This is a genomic window from Kitasatospora sp. NPDC093806 (assembly GCF_040683335.1).
In the GTDB taxonomy this organism is placed as follows: Bacteria; Actinomycetota; Actinomycetes; order Streptomycetales; family Streptomycetaceae; genus Kitasatospora.
Map to the genome: position 1 here is coordinate 64,089 of NZ_JBFBDO010000019.1, position 21,329 is coordinate 85,417.

24 protein-coding genes are annotated in these 21,329 nt (G+C 72.0%); 10 read left to right on the forward strand and 14 right to left on the reverse strand.

Annotated features, from left to right (window positions below; translation table 11 throughout):
• Positions 1 to 44: 44 nt before the first annotated feature.
• Both AB0N76_RS12905 and AB0N76_RS12910 read right to left on the reverse strand, forming a co-directional pair.
• Positions 45 to 245: a DUF397 domain-containing protein gene (locus tag AB0N76_RS12905; protein ID WP_363556219.1), complete on the reverse strand. Its 201-nt coding sequence runs from the start codon at positions 243 to 245 to the stop codon at positions 45 to 47.
• A 10-nt stretch (positions 246 to 255) separates the two neighbouring features.
• Complete coding sequence (locus tag AB0N76_RS12910) at positions 256 to 1,134, reverse strand: helix-turn-helix transcriptional regulator (protein ID WP_363556221.1); 879 nt, start codon at positions 1,132 to 1,134, stop codon at positions 256 to 258.
• Positions 1,135 to 1,436: 302 nt separating this feature from the next.
• Between AB0N76_RS12910 and AB0N76_RS12915 the strand changes: the two genes are divergently transcribed.
• The 3 genes from AB0N76_RS12915 to AB0N76_RS12925 are packed head-to-tail and all read left to right on the forward strand — an operon-like array spanning position 1,437 to position 2,148.
• Complete coding sequence (locus tag AB0N76_RS12915) at positions 1,437 to 1,796, forward strand: ATP-binding protein (protein ID WP_363556223.1); 360 nt, start codon at positions 1,437 to 1,439, stop codon at positions 1,794 to 1,796.
• Positions 1,793 to 2,029 (forward strand): hypothetical protein, encoded by a 237-nt coding sequence (locus AB0N76_RS12920; RefSeq protein ID WP_363556225.1) that lies wholly within the window; start codon positions 1,793 to 1,795, stop codon positions 2,027 to 2,029. The genes AB0N76_RS12915 and AB0N76_RS12920 overlap by 4 nt, the downstream gene beginning before the upstream one ends.
• Positions 2,026 to 2,148, forward strand: coding sequence for a hypothetical protein (locus AB0N76_RS12925; RefSeq protein ID WP_363556227.1), 123 nt, complete (start codon positions 2,026 to 2,028; stop codon positions 2,146 to 2,148). Before AB0N76_RS12920 ends, AB0N76_RS12925 begins: the two co-directional genes overlap by 4 nt.
• Positions 2,149 to 2,202: 54 nt before the next feature.
• Here the strand turns inward: AB0N76_RS12925 and AB0N76_RS12930 are convergent, their stop codons facing one another.
• Positions 2,203 to 2,676, reverse strand: a complete 474-nt coding sequence (locus tag AB0N76_RS12930; RefSeq protein ID WP_363556229.1) for an Lrp/AsnC family transcriptional regulator — start codon at positions 2,674 to 2,676, stop codon at positions 2,203 to 2,205.
• Between the two features lie 94 nt (positions 2,677 to 2,770).
• Here AB0N76_RS12930 and AB0N76_RS12935 point away from each other — a divergent pair, with 94 nt between their 5' ends.
• The 3 genes from AB0N76_RS12935 to AB0N76_RS12945 all read left to right on the forward strand — a co-directional run bounded on the left by AB0N76_RS12935 (position 2,771) and on the right by AB0N76_RS12945 (position 4,957).
• Positions 2,771 to 3,637 carry a TIGR03619 family F420-dependent LLM class oxidoreductase gene (locus AB0N76_RS12935; RefSeq protein ID WP_363556231.1) on the forward strand — a complete coding sequence of 289 codons (867 nt, stop codon included), beginning with the start codon at positions 2,771 to 2,773 and terminating at the stop codon, positions 3,635 to 3,637.
• Positions 3,634 to 4,065, forward strand: coding sequence for a nucleoside deaminase (locus AB0N76_RS12940; RefSeq protein WP_363556233.1), 432 nt, complete (start codon positions 3,634 to 3,636; stop codon positions 4,063 to 4,065). The genes AB0N76_RS12935 and AB0N76_RS12940 overlap by 4 nt, the downstream gene beginning before the upstream one ends.
• A 61-nt stretch (positions 4,066 to 4,126) precedes the next feature.
• Positions 4,127 to 4,957, forward strand: coding sequence for a MerR family transcriptional regulator (locus tag AB0N76_RS12945; protein ID WP_363556235.1), 831 nt, complete (start codon positions 4,127 to 4,129; stop codon positions 4,955 to 4,957).
• Positions 4,958 to 4,975: 18 nt separating this feature from the next.
• Here the strand turns inward: AB0N76_RS12945 and AB0N76_RS12950 are convergent, their stop codons facing one another.
• The gene (locus AB0N76_RS12950) at positions 4,976 to 5,410 is read right to left on the reverse strand and encodes a MarR family winged helix-turn-helix transcriptional regulator (RefSeq protein ID WP_363556237.1); all 435 of its coding nucleotides are present in this window, start codon (positions 5,408 to 5,410) and stop codon (positions 4,976 to 4,978) included.
• 95 nt (positions 5,411 to 5,505) lie between these two features.
• Between AB0N76_RS12950 and AB0N76_RS12955 the strand changes: the two genes are divergently transcribed.
• On the forward strand, positions 5,506 to 6,456 hold the full coding sequence (locus tag AB0N76_RS12955) for a zinc-binding dehydrogenase (RefSeq protein ID WP_363556239.1): 951 nt from the start codon (positions 5,506 to 5,508) through the stop codon (positions 6,454 to 6,456).
• A gap of 956 nt (positions 6,457 to 7,412) precedes the next feature.
• Entirely contained in the window at positions 7,413 to 7,595 is a 183-nt protein-coding gene (locus tag AB0N76_RS12960; RefSeq protein WP_363556241.1) for a PspC domain-containing protein, read from the forward strand.
• A gap of 75 nt (positions 7,596 to 7,670) precedes the next feature.
• On the opposite strand, the gene AB0N76_RS12965 is transcribed toward AB0N76_RS12960, so the two are convergent.
• The 3 genes from AB0N76_RS12965 to AB0N76_RS12975 all read right to left on the reverse strand — a co-directional run bounded on the left by AB0N76_RS12965 (position 7,671) and on the right by AB0N76_RS12975 (position 10,562).
• A complete protein-coding gene (locus tag AB0N76_RS12965; RefSeq protein WP_363556243.1) occupies positions 7,671 to 8,030 on the reverse strand; it encodes an ATP-binding protein in 360 nt (119 codons plus the stop codon).
• A gap of 255 nt (positions 8,031 to 8,285) precedes the next feature.
• Positions 8,286 to 9,434, reverse strand: coding sequence for an adenosine deaminase (locus tag AB0N76_RS12970; protein WP_363556245.1), 1,149 nt, complete (start codon positions 9,432 to 9,434; stop codon positions 8,286 to 8,288).
• 171 nt (positions 9,435 to 9,605) lie between these two features.
• Complete coding sequence (locus AB0N76_RS12975) at positions 9,606 to 10,562, reverse strand: LysR family transcriptional regulator (RefSeq protein WP_363556247.1); 957 nt, start codon at positions 10,560 to 10,562, stop codon at positions 9,606 to 9,608.
• Positions 10,563 to 10,675: 113 nt separating this feature from the next.
• Between AB0N76_RS12975 and AB0N76_RS12980 the strand changes: the two genes are divergently transcribed.
• On the forward strand, positions 10,676 to 11,995 hold the full coding sequence (locus tag AB0N76_RS12980; RefSeq protein ID WP_363556249.1) for an MFS transporter: 1,320 nt from the start codon (positions 10,676 to 10,678) through the stop codon (positions 11,993 to 11,995).
• A 47-nt stretch (positions 11,996 to 12,042) separates the two neighbouring features.
• Positions 12,043 to 12,249 carry a hypothetical protein gene (locus AB0N76_RS12985; protein ID WP_363556251.1) on the forward strand — a complete coding sequence of 69 codons (207 nt, stop codon included), beginning with the start codon at positions 12,043 to 12,045 and terminating at the stop codon, positions 12,247 to 12,249.
• Positions 12,250 to 12,449: 200 nt separating this feature from the next.
• On the opposite strand, the gene AB0N76_RS12990 is transcribed toward AB0N76_RS12985, so the two are convergent.
• The 7 genes from AB0N76_RS12990 to AB0N76_RS13020 all read right to left on the reverse strand — a co-directional run bounded on the left by AB0N76_RS12990 (position 12,450) and on the right by AB0N76_RS13020 (position 21,136).
• Complete coding sequence (locus AB0N76_RS12990; protein ID WP_363556253.1) at positions 12,450 to 13,727, reverse strand: thymidine phosphorylase; 1,278 nt, start codon at positions 13,725 to 13,727, stop codon at positions 12,450 to 12,452.
• A gap of 105 nt (positions 13,728 to 13,832) precedes the next feature.
• Positions 13,833 to 14,252 carry a cytidine deaminase gene (locus tag AB0N76_RS12995; RefSeq protein ID WP_363556255.1) on the reverse strand — a complete coding sequence of 140 codons (420 nt, stop codon included), beginning with the start codon at positions 14,250 to 14,252 and terminating at the stop codon, positions 13,833 to 13,835.
• The gene (locus tag AB0N76_RS13000) at positions 14,249 to 15,517 is read right to left on the reverse strand and encodes an ABC transporter permease (protein WP_363556257.1); all 1,269 of its coding nucleotides are present in this window, start codon (positions 15,515 to 15,517) and stop codon (positions 14,249 to 14,251) included. The genes AB0N76_RS12995 and AB0N76_RS13000 overlap by 4 nt, the downstream gene beginning before the upstream one ends.
• Positions 15,514 to 16,683, reverse strand: coding sequence for an ABC transporter permease (locus AB0N76_RS13005; protein ID WP_363556259.1), 1,170 nt, complete (start codon positions 16,681 to 16,683; stop codon positions 15,514 to 15,516). Before AB0N76_RS13005 ends, AB0N76_RS13000 begins: the two co-directional genes overlap by 4 nt.
• A gap of 4 nt (positions 16,684 to 16,687) precedes the next feature.
• The gene (locus AB0N76_RS13010; RefSeq protein ID WP_363556295.1) at positions 16,688 to 18,391 is read right to left on the reverse strand and encodes an ABC transporter ATP-binding protein; all 1,704 of its coding nucleotides are present in this window, start codon (positions 18,389 to 18,391) and stop codon (positions 16,688 to 16,690) included.
• 204 nt (positions 18,392 to 18,595) lie between these two features.
• Positions 18,596 to 19,663 carry a BMP family ABC transporter substrate-binding protein gene (locus AB0N76_RS13015; protein WP_363556261.1) on the reverse strand — a complete coding sequence of 356 codons (1,068 nt, stop codon included), beginning with the start codon at positions 19,661 to 19,663 and terminating at the stop codon, positions 18,596 to 18,598.
• Positions 19,664 to 19,882: 219 nt separating this feature from the next.
• Positions 19,883 to 21,136 (reverse strand): amidohydrolase, encoded by a 1,254-nt coding sequence (locus AB0N76_RS13020; RefSeq protein WP_363556263.1) that lies wholly within the window; start codon positions 21,134 to 21,136, stop codon positions 19,883 to 19,885.
• Between the last annotated feature and the right edge of the window lie 193 nt (positions 21,137 to 21,329).

Consider the following 21,329-nt stretch of genomic DNA (forward strand, 5'->3'; position numbering starts at 1 on the left):
GTCGCGGACGGGTGTCCGCGACCGGCCGTTTGCGCTGTGGTGATTCAGGCGAGGTAGTCGAACTCGCCGGCCTTCACGGCGAGGAGGAGTGCACGGAGCTTGGACACATCGCTGGCCATCACGACATCCGATTCATCGGATTCGCGGAGGTAGCAAGAATCGCCAGTACCGGAAGCAAGTTCCAGGCAAGCATTCTCGGGGTCCCCTCCACTGAACGACGATTTCTGCCAGATAAGTTCGGACATCGTAGACCTCTCAGACTTGGAGCATGTAGAGAAGGTGCTGCATGACTCCCCAAGAATCACGCACAGCCGCATCCTTCCGGGGCTCAGCGGTGTTGACGGGAGGCAGCGCCAGATCGACCAGTCGGTCGAACCTCTGGCGGTAAGCCGCGATGCTCTCAGAATCACCGTAGTGCTCGGCCCGGGCAGGAGCATCCACGATGACCGTGGAGAGATCAAGGCAGTCAGGCTCGCAGAAGAGGAAGGATCCGGGACTCGGCGGCTTCTTCGCCACCGTGAACGGCAGTACCTGAAGAGTGACGTTCGGCCGCTCAGCCACGTCCAGCAAGTGGAGCAACTGAACGCGCATCACCGCATCTCCGGGGAAACGCATCCGCAGCGCAGCCTCGTGAATGACAAAGTGGAACGTCCTGTCCTCATCCAGGATCCGCTGCCGGGCCAGTCGAAATCGCACCTGGTCTTCGGCGCTCCACTGGCCGGAAGTCCCCTCGAAGATGGCTTCGGCGTATGCCGGGAGCTGAAGGACTCCAGGGATGTAAAGCATCTCGTAGTTCGCCAAGCGGATCGATCGATCCTCGACCTCGGCCAGGTCGAGTGCCAGATCCGGCACCCTGCCCTCGAACTCGGTCCACCAGCCTTTACCGGTGCTCCGGCCCATCTCGGCAAGCCCGGAGCGAAATGCAGGATCGGTGCAGCCGTAGGCGTCCAGCCAGATCTCCAGCCGCTCCGCGTTGAGCGTGATCCGGCCGGCCTCGGTGTGGCTGACCGCCGGGCCCCGCATTCCCACCAGGGCTCCGGCCTCCGCTGCGGACAGGCCGGCCGCCGTCCGCAGGCGCTGCAACTCGTCGCCGAATCGGCGTTGCCGCTGGCTGATCGGCCCCTTGTATCCCACGGCTGTCCTTCCTTGCCTGCGCAGTCTGGCGCAGAACTCGCATGCGGCGCCACCACGGAGTGACGTCAGTCTGGGGAGACTTCACGATTGGCTTGCAACTCTGCCATACATCCCCCTACTCTCAGTGTTGCACCGATCACACGACGGAGCGTCAGTAACGCCTGTTTCCAGGGCAGTAGGCGCCTTCTGCCCCTTCGCACCGCAGAGCAGCCGGGCGCGACTCCCAATCCCGCCCTGGCCTGGCTCACGGCGACACCTCCTCCGCCGGTGAACCAAACCCCTCCCATACCTGGAGGTCTGTCATGCGTGCCCTCAACCCGCCCGACTGGTCCGCCGCCCGCAGCGAGCTGCGCGCCCTCCTCCGCACCTTCTCCTGGTGCCCGGACGTCATCGCGGACGCCGAACTCGCCCTGCACGAGCTCTACGTGAACGCCTGGCGCCACGCCGGCTGCCAGGCCCCCCGCGTCATCGTCGTCCTCCAGCCCCACACCCTCCGGGTCTCCGTCTGCGACGACAGCCCCACCCTCCCCGAGCCCCGCACCGACCCCTACGAACTCTCCGGACGCGGACTCCACCTCGTCCGTGCCCTCACCCACCGCTTCGGCGCCGACGCCCACAAGAACGGCAAGGCCACCTGGTTCGAACTGGACACCACCGCGTGAACCAGGAACCGATCAAGCCCCACGACCGCATCCTCCGCACCTACACGGAGCCCGAGGTCACCGCACTCCTCCGCGAACTCCATGAGAGGGGCCGCGACTTCGGCATCCAGTGGGGCTCCGCCACCGTCAACGGCCACACCATCGAAGGCCGACTCCTCATCGACTTCGGCCACGCCTCCGTCGCCACCCTCCTCAACCTCCTCACCCTCCTCCGCGAAACCGCCCGCCGATGACCGACTTCCTCATCGGCACCGCCTTCGCCGTCCTCCTCACCCTCGCGATCACCACCGTCGTCCTCGGCGTCATTACCAGCCTCAAGGTCCACCAGGACCATGACGACCCCGACAGCTGATCGTCCTGGCGGCTGCCGTCCCAGCCGCCACCACTCTTCAAACTTGCAAGTTTGCTAGCTCTCCGCAGCCCCCGCCCGGGGCACCGCAGGCCCGCGGAACGGCAACGGCCGGCTCAGCACCAGGTTCGTCGTCGTGCTGCCGAACTGCGCCAGCTCGTCGACGATCTCCTCCAAGTGCCCCATCGATGTCGTCGACACCTTCAGCACGTAGCAGTCGTCCCCCGTCGTCCGCAGGCACTCCAGGATCTCCGACCGCTCCTCCAGCAACCGCCGCAGCGGCTCGTGCCGCGTCCCCGGTCCCGGGTACTTCAGCCGGACGACCGCCGCGACCGGGAACCCCGTCCGCTCCAGGTCCACCTCCGCCCGGTACCCCGTGATCACGCCGGCCGTCTCCAGCCGCCGCACCCGTTCCGTCGTCGCCGACGCGCTCAGGTTCACCCGGCGCGCCAGCTCGGCGAACGCGATCCGCCCGTCCTCCTGGAGCTCGGCCAGGATCGCCCAGTCCGTCGCATCAAGACTCTCGGTCATGCGACCAGATTACCGGGGATTCCACGGCCAAACAGCCCCTCAACCGGGAGTAGTCCCTTCAGAGTTCCCCTCCCACCTCCCTAAGCTTCACCCCGTGAAGATCGGAGTCAACGTCCCCAACTTCGGCCCCGGCACCGACCCCGGCGCCCTCCGCGACTGGGCCCAGACCGTCGAAGGCCTGGGCTTCGACCTGCTGATGGTCTCGGACCACGTCGCCATCACCCCCGACGTCGCCACCCGCTACCCCGCCCCCTTCTACGAGCCCTTCACCACCCTCTCCTGGCTTTCTGCCCACACCACCCGCGTTCGTCTCGGCACCACCGTCCTCATCGCCCCCTACCGCCACCCCCTTCTCACCGCCCGGATGGCCGCCAACCTCGACGCGCTGAGCGGCGGCCGACTGGTCCTCGGCGTCGGCGTCGGCTGGGCCCGGCAGGAGTTCGCCGCCCTCGACGTCCCGTTCGAGCAGCGCGGCCGGCTGACCGACGACCACCTGAGCCGCCTCCGCACCGCCTGGGCGGACACCGCCGCCTACGGCCCCCGCCGCATCCCGCTCTGGGTCGGCGGCAACAGCGACGCCGGTCAACGCCGCGCCGTCCGGTTCGGCGACGCCTGGCACCCGCTGCGCTGCACCATGCCGTGGCTGCGCGAGGCCGTCCCCCGGCTGCGCGCCCACGCCGACGAACAGGGCCGCCCCGCACCGGCGTTCGCGCCCCGCATCGCGCTCAGGCTCACCACCGCCCCGGTCGGCGGCCCCGACCGGCTGGCCGGCGAGGGCACGATCGACCAGATCGCCGCCGACCTCGCCCAACTCCGCCTGCTCGGCGCCGACACCGTCGTCCTCGACCCGTACCACGGCGACCCGGAGCAGACCCGCGACCCGCAGCCCGCCTGGCAGGCCCTCGCCGCCGTCGCCGCACGTCTCGACCACCTCACCCCCCGTACGGAGCAGCCCGCATGACCAGCACCCCCGAGGACCACGCCCTCCTCCGCCGCGCCATCGCGCTCGCCGCCGAGGCCCGCGTCGACGGCAACCCGCCGTTCGGCTCCCTGCTGGCCGCCCCGGACGGCACCGTCCTCGCCGAGGAGCGCAACACCACGCTCACCGACCGGGACATCACCGCGCACCCCGAACTGAAGCTCGCCCGGTGGGCCGCACGGGAGTTGGACGCGGTCACGGCGGCCCGCACCACGATGTACACCAGCTGCGAGCCGTGCCCGATGTGCGCGTCGGCCATCCAGCAGGCCGGCCTGCGGCGCGTGGTGTTCGCGCTCTCCGGCGAGCAGCTCCTGGACATCCGCCCGGGCAGCGGCCGCCCGCCCGTCCCGCAGGACGGCCCCGCGCTGCTCGCCGAGGTCCGCGCCGCGGTCGAGCCGTACTACCGCTGACCCGGGGAAGCCGAGCGCCCCGGCTTGCCCCTCCCCCAGGGGCAGGGCGCAGAGTGGCCGCGTGCACGAGGACTTGATCACCATCGGGGAGCTCGCCGCCCGCACCAGGCTCAGCCCCAAGGCCCTGCGCCTCTACGGCGACCGGGGCCTGCTGCGGCCCGCCCTCGTCGACCCCCGGACCGGGGTCCGCCGCTACGGCCTCGCCCAGATCGAACGGGCCCGCCGGATCGCGCTGCTGCGCGCCGTCGGCCTGCCGCTGGCCCGGATCGCGGCGGTGCTCGACGCGGACGGCGAGGAACCGCCCCGCCTGCTCGACGCCTACTGGCGCGAACAGGAGTCCGCGCACGCGGCCCGCCGGAAGGCGGTGGGCTACGCACGAACCGTACTGACCGGAGGGAGCCCCACCATGTACGAGATCGCCGAGCGCGAGGTGCCCGAGCAGAAGGTGCTGTGCGTGCGCCGCCATGTGACGGCCGCCGACCTGGTGGGCTTCATCGGCGGGGCCAGCGAGTCGCTCCTCGCCCATCTGAAGTCGACCGGCGCGTGCCTGTCGGGACCGATCTTCAGCATCTTCCACGGCCATGTGAGCGACGAGTCGGACGGCCCCGTCGAGGTCTGCGCGCCGACCATGGACACCGTCGAACCGGTCGGCCCGATCGCGGTCCGGATCGTCCCGGCGCACCGCGAGGCGTACACCGAACTGACCGCTGAGCACAAGGACTTCGCGACGATGGCCGCCATCCACGACGCCGTCGGCGCCTGGGTCGCCGAGCAGGGGTACGCGCGCAGCGGCCCCAACCGGGAGGTCTACTACCCGAACTTCATGACCGCCGAGCCGCACGAGCACACCGCGGACGTCACCGTGCCGTTCCACGCCCCCTCCGGCGGGTAGGCCCCGGCGAGGGCCGCTCTAGCCCGCCGCTCCGCGCACCCGCTCCAGCAGTGCCATCAACTGCCGCTGCTCATCCGGGTTGAGCGGCGCCAGCAACTCCTCGTTGGCGGCCTCCGCCAGCTCCGCGCAGCGGGCGAGCAGCGCGACGCCCTCCGGGGTGACGGTGACGGCGTTCTTCCGCCGGTCGGCCGGGTCCGGCTCGCGCAGCACGTAGCCGGCCCCCTGGAGGTGGTTGAGGACGCCGACCATGTCCTTCGGGTCGACGGCCAGCTGCCGCCCCAACTCGGCCTGCGCCACCGGCCCGTACTCGGCGACGGCGGCGAGCACCGCGTGCTGCAGGAGCTTCAGCCCCTCCGCGGCGATCGCGTCGGCGACCAGGCCCCGACCGCGCGCCGCGACGCGCCCGACGAGCCAGCTCGGCAGGGACTGGATGTGCTGCAACGGCGTGGTCATGGGTTCAGCCTACCCGGATTTTCATTGGATTTCCCAACGATATTCGGCTTATCGTTGGACAGTCCAATGATTCTGAGCCGGACCAGGGAGTTCCCGTGCTGCGCATTCGCCATGAGGTCCATGAGGTCCACGAGGTCCACGAGGCCGACGGCGGCCCCGGTGCGCTGATCGCCGAGGAGGCGGCCGTGCCCGCGGCCGGGGACGGGGAGCTGTTGATCCAGGTGGAGGCGATCGGCGTCACGTTGCCCACCGTCCGCAAGCTCCGTGAGGGCGGCGGGCCGGTCACCCTCGGCGGCGAGATCGCCGGACGCGTCGTCGCCACCGGCCCCGGCGTCACCGCGCACGCCGTCGGCGACCGCGTCGCCGGGCTCTGCTTCGCCGACGCCTACGCCGAGTTCGCCGTCCTGCGCACCGCGATGGCCTCCCGCGTCCCGGCCGGCGTCACCGCCGTCGACGCCGTCGCCCTGGTCCGCAGCGGGCTCGTCGCCCGCGGCGCCCACGAGGCCGCCCGCGTCGAACCGGGCGAGTCCGTCCTGGTCACCGCGGCCGCCAGCGGCGTCGGCACGCTCGCCCTCCAGTGCGCCCGGGCCGGCGGCGCGGGCCGCGTCGTCGCCGCCGTGAGCAGCCCCGCCAAGGCCGACTTCGTCCGCGCCCTCGGCGCCGACGAGGTGGTGCACTACGAGGACGCCGACTGGGGCGGCCCGTACGACGTGATCCTCGACGGCGTCGGCGGCGAGCTGCTCACCCCCGCCGTCCGCGCGCTCGCGACCGGCGGCCGACTGGTCGCCTACAGCTCCGGCGGCGGCACCGTCGATGCCTACGAACTCCTCGTCCGCGGCGCCTCGGTGATCGGCTTCCAGATGCGGGCGATCGCCACCGGCCACCCCGAGCGCTACGCCCACTGGCAGCGCGACCTCTGGCGGCTGCACGCGGCCGGCACCCTCCGCCCCGCCGTCCACGGGGAGATCCCGTTGGCCGAGGCGGCCCGCGCCCACGCCCTCATCGAACAGCGCCGCAACCTCGGCAAGGTCGTCCTCGTACCGTGACCGGCGCGGGCCGGGGTTGCACAGGAAGTCGGCCCATCCGACTTCCTGTGCAGCCGCCCGCGCCCACGCCCTCGGCATGGTCGTCCTCGTGCCGCGACCTGCCCGGCACGGGCCCGGGCCGGACGTCCGCGAGCCCCGCGAGGTCCGCGCGTAGGAAGTCGGCCCATCCGACTTCCTACGCAGCCCCCGCCCCCTCCGCACCCCACCCCCTCCCCCGCTCGCCAATGCGCGGGGGCCGGCCTGCCGGAAGCCGGCAGGCCGGGGCCCGGGCCCCGCACAGGAAGTCGGCCGATCCGACTTCCTGTGCAACCGCCCGCCGCGGTCCACACCCCACCCACTGCCCACTCGCCGACACGGGGAGGCAGGGAACGGGGGCCGGGGGCGGGGAGCCGGGGGCGGGGGTCCGGGGGCGGGGAGCCGGGGGCCAAAGGCCAGGGCCCGCACAGGAAGTCGGCCGGTCCGACTTCCTGCGCAACCGCCCAGCCCACTCCGCACCCCACCCACTGCCCGCTCGCCGACGCGGGACCGGGGGCGGAGAGCCGAGAGGCCGGGGAACCGGTGGCCGGTCTGCCAAGAGCCCGCGGGGCGGCGGCCGGGGGCCAGGAAGCCGGGGCCGAGGGGCCGGTCCGGCGAGAGCCAGCGGACCAGGGAGGCGGAGGCGCGGAACCGGGGGGCCGGAGGCGGGGAACCGACGGGCCGGGGCCCGGACCCCGCACAGGAAGTCGGCCGGTCCGACTTCCTGCGCAACCACCCGAGCCGCTTCCCGCTTCGCGGCGGCGGCAATCTCGGGGGCGACCCTGAGCGGGACCCTGAGAGGCGGTACCGCTCAGCGGTGACGCAGGTCAGGGGCGGGATCGGCTTGCGGGCGGAGGAATCGGGCGGGCCGGCGGCGGAGCATGGAAGTACGCCAGCCGGAGGGACCGGTCACCGGCGCCACCACAGCAACGGAGTTCACCATGAGCCGCCTCGCCCGCCCCCGCCACAACCGCGTCATCGCCGGCGTCTGCGCCGGGATCGCCGAGCGGTTCGGGCTCACCCCGTGGACCGTCCGCCTCATCTTCCTGGCCTCCTGCCTGCTGCCCGGCCCGCAGTTCCTGATCTACCTGGCGCTCTGGCTGCTGCTCCCGCAGGAGCCGTGACGCCAGGCACAACGAAGGGGCCGCCCACTCCCAGCGGGAGCGGGCGGCCCCTTCGGCTCCGCGAAGAGCGACGGATCAGCCGCCCAGGCCCGGGAGCGGGAGGGCGCCGGTCAGCCCGCCGAGCGGGGTCTTGTCGAGGCCCGGCACGCTGGGCACGCCGGCCCGGTTGCCGGTGGCGCCCGCGACCGGGGCGGCGGCCTGGCCCGCGCTGGGGGCGAGGGTGCCGAGCGTGCCGCTGACCTTGTCGGCGACCGGCAGCTTGCCCGCGGCGTCCGTGAGCGCGCTGGTGGCGGCCGGGTTGGTCAGCAGGTTGGTCGGCAGCCCGAGGCCCCCGGTGGCGGACGCGGGGGCGGCGGACGCGCCGCCGGCGCCGACCGCGGCGATCGCGATGCCGAGCGCGGCGGTGCCGGCGGCCTTCAGAGTGGCCTGCTTCATGTGGTTCGTCCCCTTGGGTCCTCGTCGGTGGCCGACACGTTCCTCCGGCGCGACGGGATCCGTCCGCCACGGCCTGTCAGCAATGACTGGCACACCGTAGTGATTGGATCGCACGAGGATCAACGGCCGTTCACCCAGCCGAGCGAGTAGTCGGATGAACGCCGATTCCCTTGCGGGAAAAGGCCGTTCATCCGACCCCACGACGAGGCGCCGACGAGGCGCCCACGAGGCGCCGACGAGACGCCGACCGACGCTTCAGCCGCCGGTGCTGAACAGCCACTCCGCCTTGAGCTCGGCGTAGCCCGGCTTGATCACGTCGTTGATCATCGCGAGCCGCTCGTCGAACGGCAGGAACGCCGACTTCATCGCGTTCACGGTGAACCACTCCATGTCGCCCAGCGTGTAGCCGAAGGCCTCCACCAGGTGCTCGAACTCGCGGCTCATGCTGGTGCCGCTCATCAGGCGGTTGTCGGTGTTCACGGTGACCCGGAACTTCAGCCGGCTGAGCAGCCCGATCGGGTGCTCGGCGTACGAAGTCGCCGCCGCCGTCTGGAGGTTGGAGGTGGGGCACATCTCCAGCGGGATGCGCTTGTCACGCACGTACGCGGCCAGCCGGCCGAGCTCCACCGAGCCGTCCTCGTTGACCGTGATGTCGTCGACGATCCGCACGCCGTGGCCGAGCCGGTCGGCGCCGCAGCACTGCAGGGCCTCCCAGATCGACGGCAGGCCGAAGGCCTCGCCCGCGTGGATGGTGAAGTGGTTGTTCTCGCCCTTGAGGTAGTCGAAGGCGGCCTGGTGGCGGGTGGGGGGGTAGCCCGCCTCGGCGCCGGCGATGTCGAAGCCGACGACGCCCGCGTCGCGGTGGCGGTTGGCCAGCTCGGCGATCTCCTGGGAGCGGGCGGCGTGCCGCATCGCGGTGATCAGGGTGCCGATCCGGATGCGGTGGCCGGCGGCGCGGGCGTTGGCCTCGCCGAGCCGGAAGCCCTCCTGGACCGCCTCGACGACCTCGTCGAGGGTCAGGCCGCGCTCCAGGTGCTGCTCGGGCGCGTAGCGGACCTCGGCGTAGACGACGCCGTCGGCGGCGAGGTCCTCGGCGCAGTCGGCGGCGACCTTGATCAGGGCCTCACGGGTCTGCATGACGGCGCAGGTGTGGGCGAAGGTCTCCAGGTAGCGGACCAGCGAGCCGGAGTCGGCGGCCTCGCGGAACCACTCGCCGAGCTCCTTGGGGTCCGTGCTGGGGAGGCCCTGGTAGCCGACGGCGGCGGCCAGCTCGACCACGGTCTCGGGGCGGAGGCCGCCGTCGAGGTGGTCGTGCAGGAGCACCTTCGGGGCGCGGGCGATCTGGTCGGGGCTGGGGATCCGGGGGCCGGTGCCCGCGGTGGTGACGGGGATCTGGTTCTCCATTGCGGGAGTGTAGCTCCTACGCGCGTAGACAGGCCACCGTTCGCTGGGCCGAATCGTCCAATGTCCACCGGGAATTCCACCAAACGGACGATCCGGGCAACCTACTCGCCAGTCACTCGCCGGTCATCCGACGACCACATGATCGTCCGATCGGCGCAGGGGCGCGCCCGCTCAGTCGTGCGCCAGCAGCCGCCCCCGCCGCGACAGCACGAAGTCCCGGAACGCCGCCGCCGGCGGGGTCAGCGGCCGCCCCGCCGCCCAGGCCAGCCCGATCGCCCGCCGGGCGCGCGGCGCCGTCACCTCCAGCTCCACCACCCCCGGCCGCGGCACCAGCGCGGGCGGCAGCAGCGCCACCCCGAGCCCGGCCGCCACCAGCCCGCGCAGCGTCTCCGCCTCCTCCCCCTCGAACGCGATCCGCGGCACGAACCCGGCCTCCGCGCAGAACCCGTCGGTGATCGCCCGCAGCCCGTACCCGCGCTCCAGGCCGACGAACGGGTCCTCGGCCACCTCCGCCAGCCGGATCCGTCGCCGCCCGGCCAGCCGGTGGTCCGCCGGGACCGCCAGGTGCAACCGCTGCTCGTCCAGCCGGCGGGCCACCAGCGCCGGGTCGCCGTCCGGCACCGGCGCGACCAGGCAGAGGTCCAACTCCCCCGCCCGCAGCCGGCCCAGCATCGCGCCCACGTAGTCCTGCACCAGCTGGAACCGCACCTGCGGGTGCGCCGCCCGGAAGTCCCGCAGCAGCGCCGGGACGGCGTCCGTCCCCATGGTGTGCAGGAAGCCGAACACCACCCGCCCGGTCGCCGGGTCCGCCTCCGCCCGGGCCGCCTCGGCGCCGCGCTCGACCTCGGCCAGCGCCCGCTCCACCGAGGCGAGCAGCAGCCGGCCCGCCCGGGTCAGCCGGACCGTCCGTCCCTGACGGGCCAGCAGGTCCACCCCCAGCTCCGCCTCCAGCCGGGCCACCGCCCGGGACAGCGTCGGCTGCGGCACCCCCAGCAGCGCCGCCGCCTGCGTCACGTGCTCCAGCCGCGCCACGGCCGCGAACTGCGCCAGCCGCGGGGCGAGTTGCGCCGCCGGCAGGTCGGGCCCCAGCTCGGCGAGCCGGGCGGGCTCGTCGCCAGTACCGGTCATCTCGACATTCCGCCCTACGTCATCCGCCATACGCTCCGCTGATGCGGCTGCGTATGAATTATCCGCCGCTCATGCATTGGACGCATCAGTCGGACCGTCCTACCGTCGACGTCATGCAGCCCTCCAGTACCAAGGCGTCCGTGACCGCACCGGACGCCCTCGCCCAGCCGTCCTCCCCGCAGGACAACCGCCCGGACGACCGCCCGGACGACCGCCCGGACGACCGCCTCCGGGCCGGCAGCCGCGCCTTCCGCCGCGCCAACCTCGCGCTGTTCGCCGCCGGGATCGCGACCTTCGTCCTCCTCTACTCCACCCAGGGCCTGCTCCCGATCCTCTCGGACGACCTCGGCCTCACTCCGGGTCAGGCCAGCTGGACGGCCTCCGCCGCCACCCTCGGCCTCGCGCTCGCCCTGCTCCCCGCCAGCGCGCTCTCCGACCGCTACGGCCGCACCGCCGTGATGACGGCCTCCACCCTCGCCGCCGCCACCCTCGCCCTCGCCCTGCCGCTCGCGCCCGACCTCACCACCCTGGTCGTGCTCCGCGCCCTCCAGGGCGCCGCCCTCGCCGGCCTGCCCGCCACCGCGATGGCCTACCTCGCCGAGGAGATCCACCCGTCCGCACTGGCCGGCGCGATGGGCCTGTACGTGGCCGGCAACAGCATCGGCGGCATGGGCGGCCGACTGGTCTCCGGCTGGGTCGCGGCCGGCCTCGGCTGGCGCTGGGGCCTCGCCGCCTCCGCCGCCCTCGCCCTGCTCGCCGCACTCGCCTTCCGGCTGCTGATCCCCGCCGCCCGCCACTTCACCCCGGCCCCGGTGGACGCCCGCGCCCTCGCCCGCACCGTCGGACGGCACCTGCGCAACCCGCTGCTGCTGCGGCTGTACGCGCTCGGCCTGCTCTTCATGGCCGTCTTCGGCGCGGTCTACAACACCATCGGCTACCGGCTGGTCTCCGCACCCTTCCACCTGCCGGAGTCGGTGGCCGCCTCGATCTTCGTGGTCTACCTGGTCGGCACCGGCACCTCGGCCGCCGCCGGACGCCTGGCCGGCCGGCTCGGCCGCCGCGGCGCGCTGTACGTCGCGATCGGCTCGACCACCGCCGGACTGCTGCTCTCGCTCGCCGACTCGCTGCTCTGCGCGCTGCTCGGCCTGGTGCTGATCACCGCCGGCTTCTTCGCCGGCCACGCCACCGCCTCGGCGGCCGTCGGCCGCACCGCCACCGAGGGCCGCGCCCAGGCCTCCGCGCTCTACCTGATCGCCTACTACCTGGGCAACAGCCTCGGCGGCACCATCGGCGCCGACGCCTACCACGCCACCGGCTGGCCCGGTGCCGCCACCATCGGCCTCACCGCCACGGCCCTCGCCGCCGCTGTCACCCTCTACGCCACCCACCAGGCCCACGCCGCCCACCGCAGCGGCCTCCCGACGACGCGCTGACGGCTCGCCACTCGCCTGCCGACGCACCGCGCGGGCGGACCTCCGCCATGGCCAACCCGCCCGACCCGCCCGGGACCCCGCAACCGGAGCCCGGTGATTCCGCCGACGACCAGGCCTGGTTCCGGAGCCCGGCCTGGCAGGCTCGGGAACGGGAGGTCGACGAGGCCCTGGCCCGCGGCGAGCGCGGCGTGGTGTATCCCGAGGGCGCGGCATTCATCGCCGGTCTGCACCGAGCCGCTCACCCGGAAAAGTGATCCGAACCGGCGGATACGACCCAGTGGAATCACCGGAGACCACCATGGCCCCCCTCGTCCTCACCCCCGACGCCCCCGACGAGGTCCTCAAGCTCATCCTCACCGCCGCCACCTGACGAGCGCCTCCCGGGCCCGGGAACGGCCGAACCGCGCCGGTCGGGCGACCGGCGCGGTTCGGAGCGGGATCAGCCGAGCAGCCGTCAGGCGATGCGGTCGAGGATGATCGGGGTCGGGGTGAACGGGGTGCCGGCGGGGGCGACCTCGATGCCGCCGGTGAGGGCCTCGACGGCGTAGTCGAAGCGCTCCGGGGTGTCGGTGTGCAGGGTCAGCAGGGGCTGGCCGGCCACCACGGTGTCGCCGGGCTTGGCGTGCATCTCGATGCCGGCGCCCGCCTGCACCGGGTCCTCCTTGCGGGCGCGGCCGGCGCCCAGGCGCCAGGCGCTGACGCCGATCGCGTAGGCGTCCAGGGTGGTGAGCACGCCGGAGGCCGGGGCCGGGATGACGTGCTGCTCGCGGGCGACCGGCAGCGGGGCGTCGACGTCGCCGCCCTGGGCGGCGATCATGCGGCGCCAGTGGTCCATCGCGGAGCCGTCGCGCAGCGCGTCGGCCGGGTCCTTGCCGTGCACGCCGGCCGCGGCGAGCATCTCGCGGGCGAGCGCGAGGGTGAGCTCGACGACGTCGGCGGGGCCGCCGCCGGCCAGCACCTCGACCGACTCGCGGACCTCCAGCGCGTTGCCGGCGGTGAGGCCGAGCGGGGTGGACATGTCGGTGAGCAGGGCGACGGTGTTGACGCCGGCGGTGGTGCCGAGGCCGACCATGGTGCGGGCGAGCTCGCGGGCGTCGTCGATGTTCTTCATGAAGGCGCCGGAGCCGACCTTGACGTCGAGGACGAGCGCGCCCGTCCCCTCGGCGATCTTCTTGGACATGATCGAGGAGGCGATCAGCGGGATCGCCTCGACGGTGCCGGTGACGTCGCGCAGCGCGTACAGCTTCTTGTCGGCGGGGGCGAGGCCGTCGCCGGCGGCGCAGATGACGGCGCCGGTGGAGCCGAGCACGTCCAGCATCTCCTCGTTGGAGAGCAGGGCCCGCCAGCCGGGGATGGACTCCAGCTTGTCGAGGGTGCCGCCGGTGTGGCCGAGGCCGCGGCCGGAGAGCTGCGGAACGGCGGCGCCGCAGGCGGCGACCAGCGGGGCGAGCGGCAGGGTGATCTTGTCGCCGACGCCGCCGGTGGAGTGCTTGTCGCTGGTGGGCTGGGCGAGCGAGGAGAAGTCCATCCGGACGCCGGAACGGATCATCGCGTCGGTCCAGCGGCTGATCTCCCGGAGGTTCATGCCGTTCAGCAGGATGGCCATGGCCAGGGCGGACATCTGCTCGTCGGCGACCTCGCCGCGGGTGTAGGCGTCGATGACCCAGTCGATCTGAGCGTCGCTCAGCTCTCCGCGGTCGCGCTTGGTCCTGATGACGGAGATGGCGTCCATGGCTTGCTCCAAGAGGGGTTCACAGGCGAAGAAAGCGAAGAGTGTCGCGAGTTGGGCCGGTAAGGCCCAACTCGCGACACTCTACGCGCGTAACAAACGGCAGTGCTAGAGCCGCTCCGGCCCGAACGCGTCGGGCAGGACCTCGCTCATCGGGCGCACACCGGACGGCAGCTCGATCAGCAGCTGCGGCCCGCCGTGCTCGTACAGCAGCTGGCGGCAGCGGCCGCACGGCATCAGCAGCTCGCCGGCCCCGTCCACGCAGGTGAACGCGGTCAGCCGGCCGCCGCCGGTGGCGTGCAGCGTGGAGACCAGGCCGCACTCGGCGCACAGGGCGAGCCCGTACGAGGCGTTCTCGACGTTGCAGCCGGTGACCACCCGGCCGTCGTCCACCAGGGCGGCGGCGCCGACCGGGAACTTGCTGTACGGCGCGTACGCGTGGCTCATCGCCTCGCGCGCCGCCGCCCGCAGCGCCTCCCAGTCGACGACCGCGTCGGACGCCCCCGCGGCCGGGCCCGCGGACGTCACTTGCCCTGCCCCTTGCGGTAGATCTGACCGTCGGCCTTCGGCGGCCGCAGCCGCTGCGAGGCCAGCGAGAGCACCACCAGGGTGATCACGTACGGCGTGGCGACGATCAGCGGACGCTGCACCTCGTCGGTGGTGAAGTACCAGGTGAACAGGCCGGCCGAGACCACGGCGGTGATCGCCGCGGCGGTCAGCTTCCGGCGGTACACGTGCCACAGCGCCAGCAGGACCATCGCGATGGCGACGACCAGGATCAGCACGTGGACCGACTCCGGGTCGCGCAGCTGGAGGCTGTCGGTGAAGCCGAACAGGCCGGCGCCGATGGCGAGGCCGCCCGGCATCCAGTTGCCGAAGATCATCGCCGCGAGGCCGATGAAGCCGCGGCCGAGGGTCTGGCCGTCCTTGTAGAAGTGCGCGGCGACCAGCGAGAGGTACGCGCCACCGAGGCCGGCGAAGGCACCGGAGGCGATGACCGCCAGGTACTTGTACTTGTAGACGTTGACGCCCAGCGACTCGGCGGCGGTCGGGTTCTCACCGCAGGAGCGCAGCCGCAGGCCGAACACGGTCCGCCAGAGGGCGAAGTAGCTGCCCACGATCAGCGCGCCGGCCAGCACCACGACCACCGACAGGTTGGTGACCAGGCCGCCGAGCACGCCGGCGACGTCGGAGACCAGGAACCAGTGGTGCGCCTCGATGTCCTTCAGGCCGGAGGACAGCCCGGGGATGGTGATGTACGGCAGCGGATCGGCCGGCGGCGACTGGTTCGCACCGGCGCCGAAGGCGATGTAGTCCTTGTAGTAGATCCGGTTGACGTACGCGCAGATGCCGGGGATCAGCAGGTTGATGCCGACGCCGGAGACGATGTGGTCGACGCCGAAGGTCACCGTGATGACCGCGTGCAGCAGACCGCCCAGCGCGCCGCCGAGCATGCCGGCCACCAGGCCGAACCAGGGGTTGACCAGGTAGCCGCCCCAGGCACCGCAGAAGGTGCCGGCGACCATCATGCCTTCGAGGCCGATGTTGACGATGCCGGCCCGCTCGGACCAGAGACCGCCGAGACCGGCCATGCCGATCGGGACCGCCGCGCCGAGCGCCGCGGTGATCTGACCGGAGGAGGTCAGCGAGTGGTTGTCGGTGATCATGCCGACGGCGGAGAACAGCACGAGGGCGCCCGCGATCAGCAGCAGCACCACCGGCCAGGACAGCTTGCGCTTCTTGGCGGGCGCGCCGCCGGGCGTCTTCGCGCGAACAGCGGTCGCGGTGCTCATGCGGAGACCTCCTTCTTCTGGGCGGCCGCGGCGGCGGCCTGGGCGGCGAGTTCGGCGCCGACCTTCTGCTGCTGGCGCTTCAGGCCGTAGCGGCGGACCAGCTCGTACGCGACGACGACGCAGATGACGATGGTGCCCTTCATGACGTCGACGATCTCGAACGGGAACTCCCCGTTCTGCGGCAGCGGCAGCTGCGAGCCGGTGGCGTCGAGGAAGGCGAAGAGCAGGGCGGCGAAGACCATGCCGATCGGGCTGTTGCGGCCCAGCAGGGCGACCGAGATGCCCAGGAAGCCGAGGCCCGCCTGGAAGCTCTGGCCGAAGTAGTACGAGTTCTGCATCAGCTCGGGCAGGCCGATCAGACCGGCCAGCGCACCGGAGACCACCATCGAGGTGATGACCATGCGCTTGACGTTGACGCCGGACGCGGTGGCCGCGGACTCCGAGCGGCCGGTGGCGCGCAGGTCGAAGCCGAACCGGGTGCGGTTCAGGGTGAGCTGGAAGGCCACGCCGACCACGATCGCGATGACGATGAAGCCGTAGAGCGGCCCGCCGTCGGTGTTGAGCGCGAAGAAGTGGCTGGACTCGGAGATCGGGGAGGTCTGGATCGAGTTGCTGGTGGTGCCCTTCTCCGGCGCGAAGATGCCGGGGACGAGCAGCAGGCCGACGACCGCGGTGGCGATCGAGTTCAGCATGATGGTCGAGATGACCTCGCTGACGCCGCGGTAGACCTTCAGCAGACCGGCGATGGCCGCCCACATGCCGCCGACCAGCATCGCGGTCAGCAGCAGCAGCGGGATCTGGATGATCGCCGGCAGGTCCACCTGGCTGCCGACGAACGCGGCGAACAGCGCGGCGACCTTGTACTGGCCCTCGACACCGATGTTGAAGAGGTTCATCCGGAAGCCGAAGGCGGCGGCCGCGGCGGCCAGGTAGTACGTGGTGGACCGGTTGAGGATGGCCACCTGGCCGTCCGACTTGGTGCCGTACGTGATCATCACGTTCCAGGCGTCGAACGGGTTCTTGCCCGAGGTCGCGAGCAGCAGCGAGCAGATCACGACGGACAGGACGACGGCGAGCACCGGGGCCGCCAGGGCGAGCACGATCTTCTCGCCGCTGATCCGCTGCGCCAGCGAGGGCTTGGCAGCGGCGGGCTTGGGACTGGTCATGTGGCTACTCCCCCGCCTGCTGGTCGTCGGCGGTGTCGCTGGGGGTGTCGGACGAAGCGGCGTCGGACGGAGCGGCGTCGGACGGGCCGGACTGCTCGGCCTCGGTGCCCTCGGCGGCGAGGGCCTGCGCCTCGGCGACGGCCTCCGGCTCCGATTCGATGTGGCCGCGGGCGGCACCGGTCATCGCGGTGCCGAGGTCCTCGGCGGTCACCGTGGCCGGGTCGGCGTCGGCGACCAGGCGGCCGCGGTAGATCACCCGGATGGTGTCGGAGAGGCCGATCAGCTCGTCGAGGTCGGCGGAGATCAGCAGCACGGCGAGGCCGGCCCGCTGGGCGACCCGGATGTGCTCCCAGATCTGCGCCTGGGCGCCGACGTCCACACCGCGGGTGGGGTGGGCGGCGATCAGCAGCTTGGGGTCGTGGCTCATCTCGCGGCCGATGATCAGCTTCTGCTGGTTGCCGCCGGAGAGGGAGGCCGCGGTGACCTCGATGCCGGGGGTGCGGACGTCGTACTCGTCGACGATCCGCTGGGTGTCCTTGCGGGCGGCGGCCGGGTCGAGCAGCACGCCCTTGGAGTTGGGGCGCTCGGTGACGTGGCCGAGGATCCGGTTCTCCCAGAGCGGGGCCTCCAGCAGCAGGCCGTGCCGGTGGCGGTCCTCGGGGATGTAGCCGATGCCGGCCTCGCGGCGGGCCCGGGTGAGGGTGCCGGAGAGGTCCTTGCCGTCCAGGGTGACGGTGCCGCCGTCCAGCGGCAGCATGCCCATGATGGCCTCGACCAGTTCGGCCTGACCGTTGCCCTCGACACCGGCGATACCGAGGATCTCACCCTTGTGGATGCGCAGCGAGATGTCGTCCAGGACGACGCGCTCGATGCCCTCGGCGTCGGTCTTGGCGATCCGCAGGCCCTCGACGGTCAGCATCTCGTCGGTGGTGACGGTCGACTCGCGGCTCTCCGGGGAGGGCAGCTCGGCGCCGACCATCAGCTCGGCGAGCTGACGGGCGGTGACGCTCTTCGGGTCGGCGTCGCCCACGGTGGTGCCGCGGCGGATGACGCTGATCGCGTCGGCGACCGAGAGCACCTCGTGCAGCTTGTGGGAAATGAAGATGACGGTGACGCCCTCGGACTTCAGCTCGCGCAGGTTGTCGAACAGCGCGTCGACCTCCTGCGGCACGAGCACGGCCGTGGGCTCGTCGAGGATGAGGATCTTGGCGCCGCGGAAGAGCACCTTGAGGATCTCGACGCGCTGGCGGTCGGCCACGCCGAGGTCCTCGACCAGGGCGTCCGGGCGCACGCCCAGGCCGTACTGGTCGGAGATCTCCTTGATCTTCGCCTTGGCCCTCGCCCCGATGCCGTACAGGTGCTCGCCGCCGAGGACGACGTTCTCCAGGACGGTGAGGTTGTCGGCGAGCATGAAGTGCTGGTGCACCATGCCGATGCCGCGCGCGATGGCCTCGCCCGGGGTGCCGAACTCGCACAGCTCGCCGTTGATCGCGATGGTGCCCTCGTCCGGCTTCTGCATGCCGTAGAGGATCTTCATCAGCGTCGACTTGCCGGCGCCGTTCTCGCCCATGAGGGCGTGCACGGTGCCGGTGCGGACGGTGAGGTTGATGTCGTGGTTGGCCACGACGCCGGGGAAGCGCTTGGTGATGCCGCGCAGTTCGACGGCCGGTGTCGCCGTCCCCGCGCTGGGGGTACCGCCCTGGTTCAGGGCGGGGTCGGATGCGGTGATGGCGATCTCCTGGTGGTCTGGAGGCGCGTCGTTGCGCTGGAGGGCCAAAAGCGAAAAACGTGGGGGGACGGGACGGGGCCCGGGGGTACGCACTGAGCGCACCCTTCCGGGCCCCTCCCTGATGTTGCGTCCATCATGGCGCTGCCGGGCAGACGGCAGCGGCAGCGACGTCCGGTCGAGCCCTTAGCCGAGCTTCGACGGGTCGGTCGGAACGGTGGTCTGACCGTTCTTGATGGCGTTGGCGGCCTCGTCGAGCTTCGCCTTGATGTCGTCGATCTTGCCACCGGTGGTGGCCAGCGAGACACCGTCGGCCTTGAGGTCGAAGTTCTTCACGCCGGTGAAGGGGGTGCCCTTCTTGGCGGACTCGATGTAGGCGAAGACGGCCTTGTCGACGTTCTTCACCATCGAGGTCATGATGCTGTTCTTGTACTTCGCCAGGGCCGGCTGGGCGGCCTGGTCGGAGTCGACACCGATGGCCAGGGCGCCGGCGGTGTTGGCGACGGCCTCGATGGCACCGTTGCCGGAGGAGCCGGCGGCGGTGTAGATGACGTCGGCCTTCTTGTCGATCTGGCCCTGCGCGGCTTCCTTGCCCTTGTCCGGGGCGGCGAAGCCGGAGAAGTCCGGCGGGGTGGTCAGGTAGGTGACCTCGACCGGCATCTGCGGGTCGACGGACTTGACGCCCGCGCGGTAGCCGGCCTCGAACTTCTTGATCAGCTCGGACTGGACGCCGCCGATGAAGCCGACGTGCTTGTTCTTGGACTTGAGGGCGGCGGCCACACCGGCCAGGTACGAGCCCTCCTGCTCCGAGAAGGTCAGCGAGGTGACGTTGCTCGGCTGGGTCTCGGAGGCCGAGTCGATGATCGCGAACTTGGTGTTCGGGTTCTCCTTGGCGACCTTCTCGACGGCCGACTGGTACACGAAGCCGACCGCGATGATCGGGTTGTAGCCGGCGGTGACCAGGTTCTTGAGGCGGGTCTCCTTGTCGGCCTCGGCCTCACCGGTCTTGGCGTCGGCCTCGGTGACGGCGACACCGAGCTCGCTCTTGGCCTTGTCCAGGCCGCGCGCGGCGGAGTCGTTGAACGACTGGTCGCCACGACCGCCGATGTCGTAGGCCATACCGACCTTCAGGCCGCCCTCGGAGGAGCCGGAAGAGGCGGAGGTGTCGTTGCTCTTTGCGCCGCAAGCGGCGAGCGAGGCGATGCCCAGGGAACCCGAGAGCACAACCGCGGCGAGCTTAATGGAACGGCGCAAGGGAGTATCTCCTTCTCACACGCACCCGATTAGCGTGGTCGGACGCCACCGTAACGCGCGTAGAACACGGTTGTGTTACGGGCCGCCGGAGCATTCGGGTTGTTATCAAACCGTGGTGGAATCTGGCGCAGCCCAGTCTACGTAACCAGAAATAAAGCCAGGTTTACGACAAACCGGACACCCGAGATGAGTGTCCGGTTCGGCTCGTCCCACCGCGTCTCAGAGCGTGTCGGGCTCCAGCGCCAGCGCCGCGAACAGCTCCACGCCGATCGCGATGGCCCGCTCGTCCACGTCGAAGCGGCCCTGGTGCAGGTCGCGGACGGTGGTGTCGCCGGGGGCGCGCACACCCAGCCGGGCCAGCGCGCCGGGGGCGTGCTCCAGGTACCAGGAGAAGTCCTCGCCGCCGAGCGACTGCTCGGTGTCCTCCACCGCCGGGCGGCCGCCGCGGGCGAACCGCGCCGTCATCGCCGTCTCCAGCAGGTCGACCGAGACCGCCTCGTTGACCACCGGCGGCACCCCCCGGTGGTAGTCCAGCGTCCACTTGGCGCGGTGGGTCTCGGCGAGCTTGGCGATCAGCTCGTGCAGCAGGTCCGGCGCCTCCCGCCAGCCGGCCAGCTCCAGGCAGCGGACGGTGCCCTCCAGCTCGGCGTGCTGCGGGATGACGTTCGGCGCGGACCCCGCGGCGATCCGCCCCCAGACCAGCGAGACGCCCCAGCGCGGGTCCATCCGGCGGGCCAGCGCGGCCGGCAGCTCGGCGGCCGTCCGGGCGATCGCGGTGACCAGGTCGGTGGTCAGGTGCGGACGCGCGGTGTGGCCGCCGGGCCCGTCCAGGTGGAGCACCAGGCGGTCGCAGGCCGAGGTGATCGCCCCGACCCGCAGGCCGATCCGGCCGACCTCCACCTTCGGGTCGCAGTGCACCGCGAAGATCCGCCCGACGCCCTCCATGCCGCCGGCCGCGATGACGTCCAGCGCGCCGCCCGGCATGACCTCCTCGGCGGGCTGGAAGACCAGCCGGACCGGACGGTTCAGCTCGCCGCTGCGGGCCGCCTCGGCGAGCACCAGCGCGGCGCCCAGCACGACCGAGGTGTGCACGTCGTGGCCGCAGGCGTGGGCCCGGCCGGGGACGGACGAACGGTAGGGGACGTCGGTCTTGGCGTCGTCGATCGGGAGGGCGTCGATGTCGGCCCGGAAGGCCAGGAACTCGGCTCCGCGCGGAGTGCCCTCGGGAACGATGTCGACGATCATTCCGGTGCCGCCCGGGAGGATCCGCGGGGCGAGGCCGGCCGCGACCAGGCGGTCGCGCAGCTTGCCGGTGGTACGGAACTCCTGGCGGCCCAGCTCCGGGTGCCGGTGCAGGTCCCGCCGGAAGGCGATCAGCTCGGGCTCCAGCGCGCGGACCCGGTCGCGGAGACCGGCGGCCGGGCGGGCAGCGGTGAGGGTGACGGCCGAGTGGGCGGAATCACGACGGTTCATCTCAACAAGAGTAGGGCTGTTGGGGGGATTTGGCCCGACTTCCCGAGAATCAATGCCCGGATGGGCGCATACCGGCCGAGATGGTGGGTATGACATCTTGTTTCGCCCGCCTTCCCCATGGTGCCTGCCCTGTGCAACGACCATCGGCGATCAAGGTCACGGGCGGCCCCGGGGCGAGGGTTGACGGGCCGTC

Bases quoted from the DNA above. Each gene is read 5' to 3' on its own strand.
- AB0N76_RS12905 (WP_363556219.1), bottom strand. From the start codon at position 245: ATGTCCGAACTTATCTGGCAGAAATCGTCGTTCAGTGGAGGGGACCCC.
- AB0N76_RS12915 (WP_363556223.1), top strand. From the start codon at position 1,437: ATGCGTGCCCTCAACCCGCCCGACTGGTCCGCCGCCCGCAGCGAGCTG.
- AB0N76_RS12925 (WP_363556227.1), top strand. From the start codon at position 2,026: ATGACCGACTTCCTCATCGGCACCGCCTTCGCCGTCCTCCTCACCCTC.
- AB0N76_RS12930 (WP_363556229.1), bottom strand. From the start codon at position 2,676: ATGACCGAGAGTCTTGATGCGACGGACTGGGCGATCCTGGCCGAGCTC.
- AB0N76_RS12940 (WP_363556233.1), top strand. From the start codon at position 3,634: ATGACCAGCACCCCCGAGGACCACGCCCTCCTCCGCCGCGCCATCGCG.
- AB0N76_RS12950 (WP_363556237.1), bottom strand. From the start codon at position 5,410: ATGACCACGCCGTTGCAGCACATCCAGTCCCTGCCGAGCTGGCTCGTC.
- AB0N76_RS12960 (WP_363556241.1), top strand. From the start codon at position 7,413: ATGAGCCGCCTCGCCCGCCCCCGCCACAACCGCGTCATCGCCGGCGTC.
- AB0N76_RS12965 (WP_363556243.1), bottom strand. From the start codon at position 8,030: ATGAAGCAGGCCACTCTGAAGGCCGCCGGCACCGCCGCGCTCGGCATC.
- AB0N76_RS12970 (WP_363556245.1), bottom strand. From the start codon at position 9,434: ATGGAGAACCAGATCCCCGTCACCACCGCGGGCACCGGCCCCCGGATC.
- AB0N76_RS12975 (WP_363556247.1), bottom strand. From the start codon at position 10,562: ATGACCGGTACTGGCGACGAGCCCGCCCGGCTCGCCGAGCTGGGGCCC.
- AB0N76_RS12980 (WP_363556249.1), top strand. From the start codon at position 10,676: ATGCAGCCCTCCAGTACCAAGGCGTCCGTGACCGCACCGGACGCCCTC.
- AB0N76_RS12985 (WP_363556251.1), top strand. From the start codon at position 12,043: ATGGCCAACCCGCCCGACCCGCCCGGGACCCCGCAACCGGAGCCCGGT.
- AB0N76_RS12990 (WP_363556253.1), bottom strand. From the start codon at position 13,727: ATGGACGCCATCTCCGTCATCAGGACCAAGCGCGACCGCGGAGAGCTG.
- AB0N76_RS13000 (WP_363556257.1), bottom strand. From the start codon at position 15,517: ATGAGCACCGCGACCGCTGTTCGCGCGAAGACGCCCGGCGGCGCGCCC.
- AB0N76_RS13005 (WP_363556259.1), bottom strand. From the start codon at position 16,683: ATGACCAGTCCCAAGCCCGCCGCTGCCAAGCCCTCGCTGGCGCAGCGG.
- AB0N76_RS13020 (WP_363556263.1), bottom strand. From the start codon at position 21,136: ATGAACCGTCGTGATTCCGCCCACTCGGCCGTCACCCTCACCGCTGCC.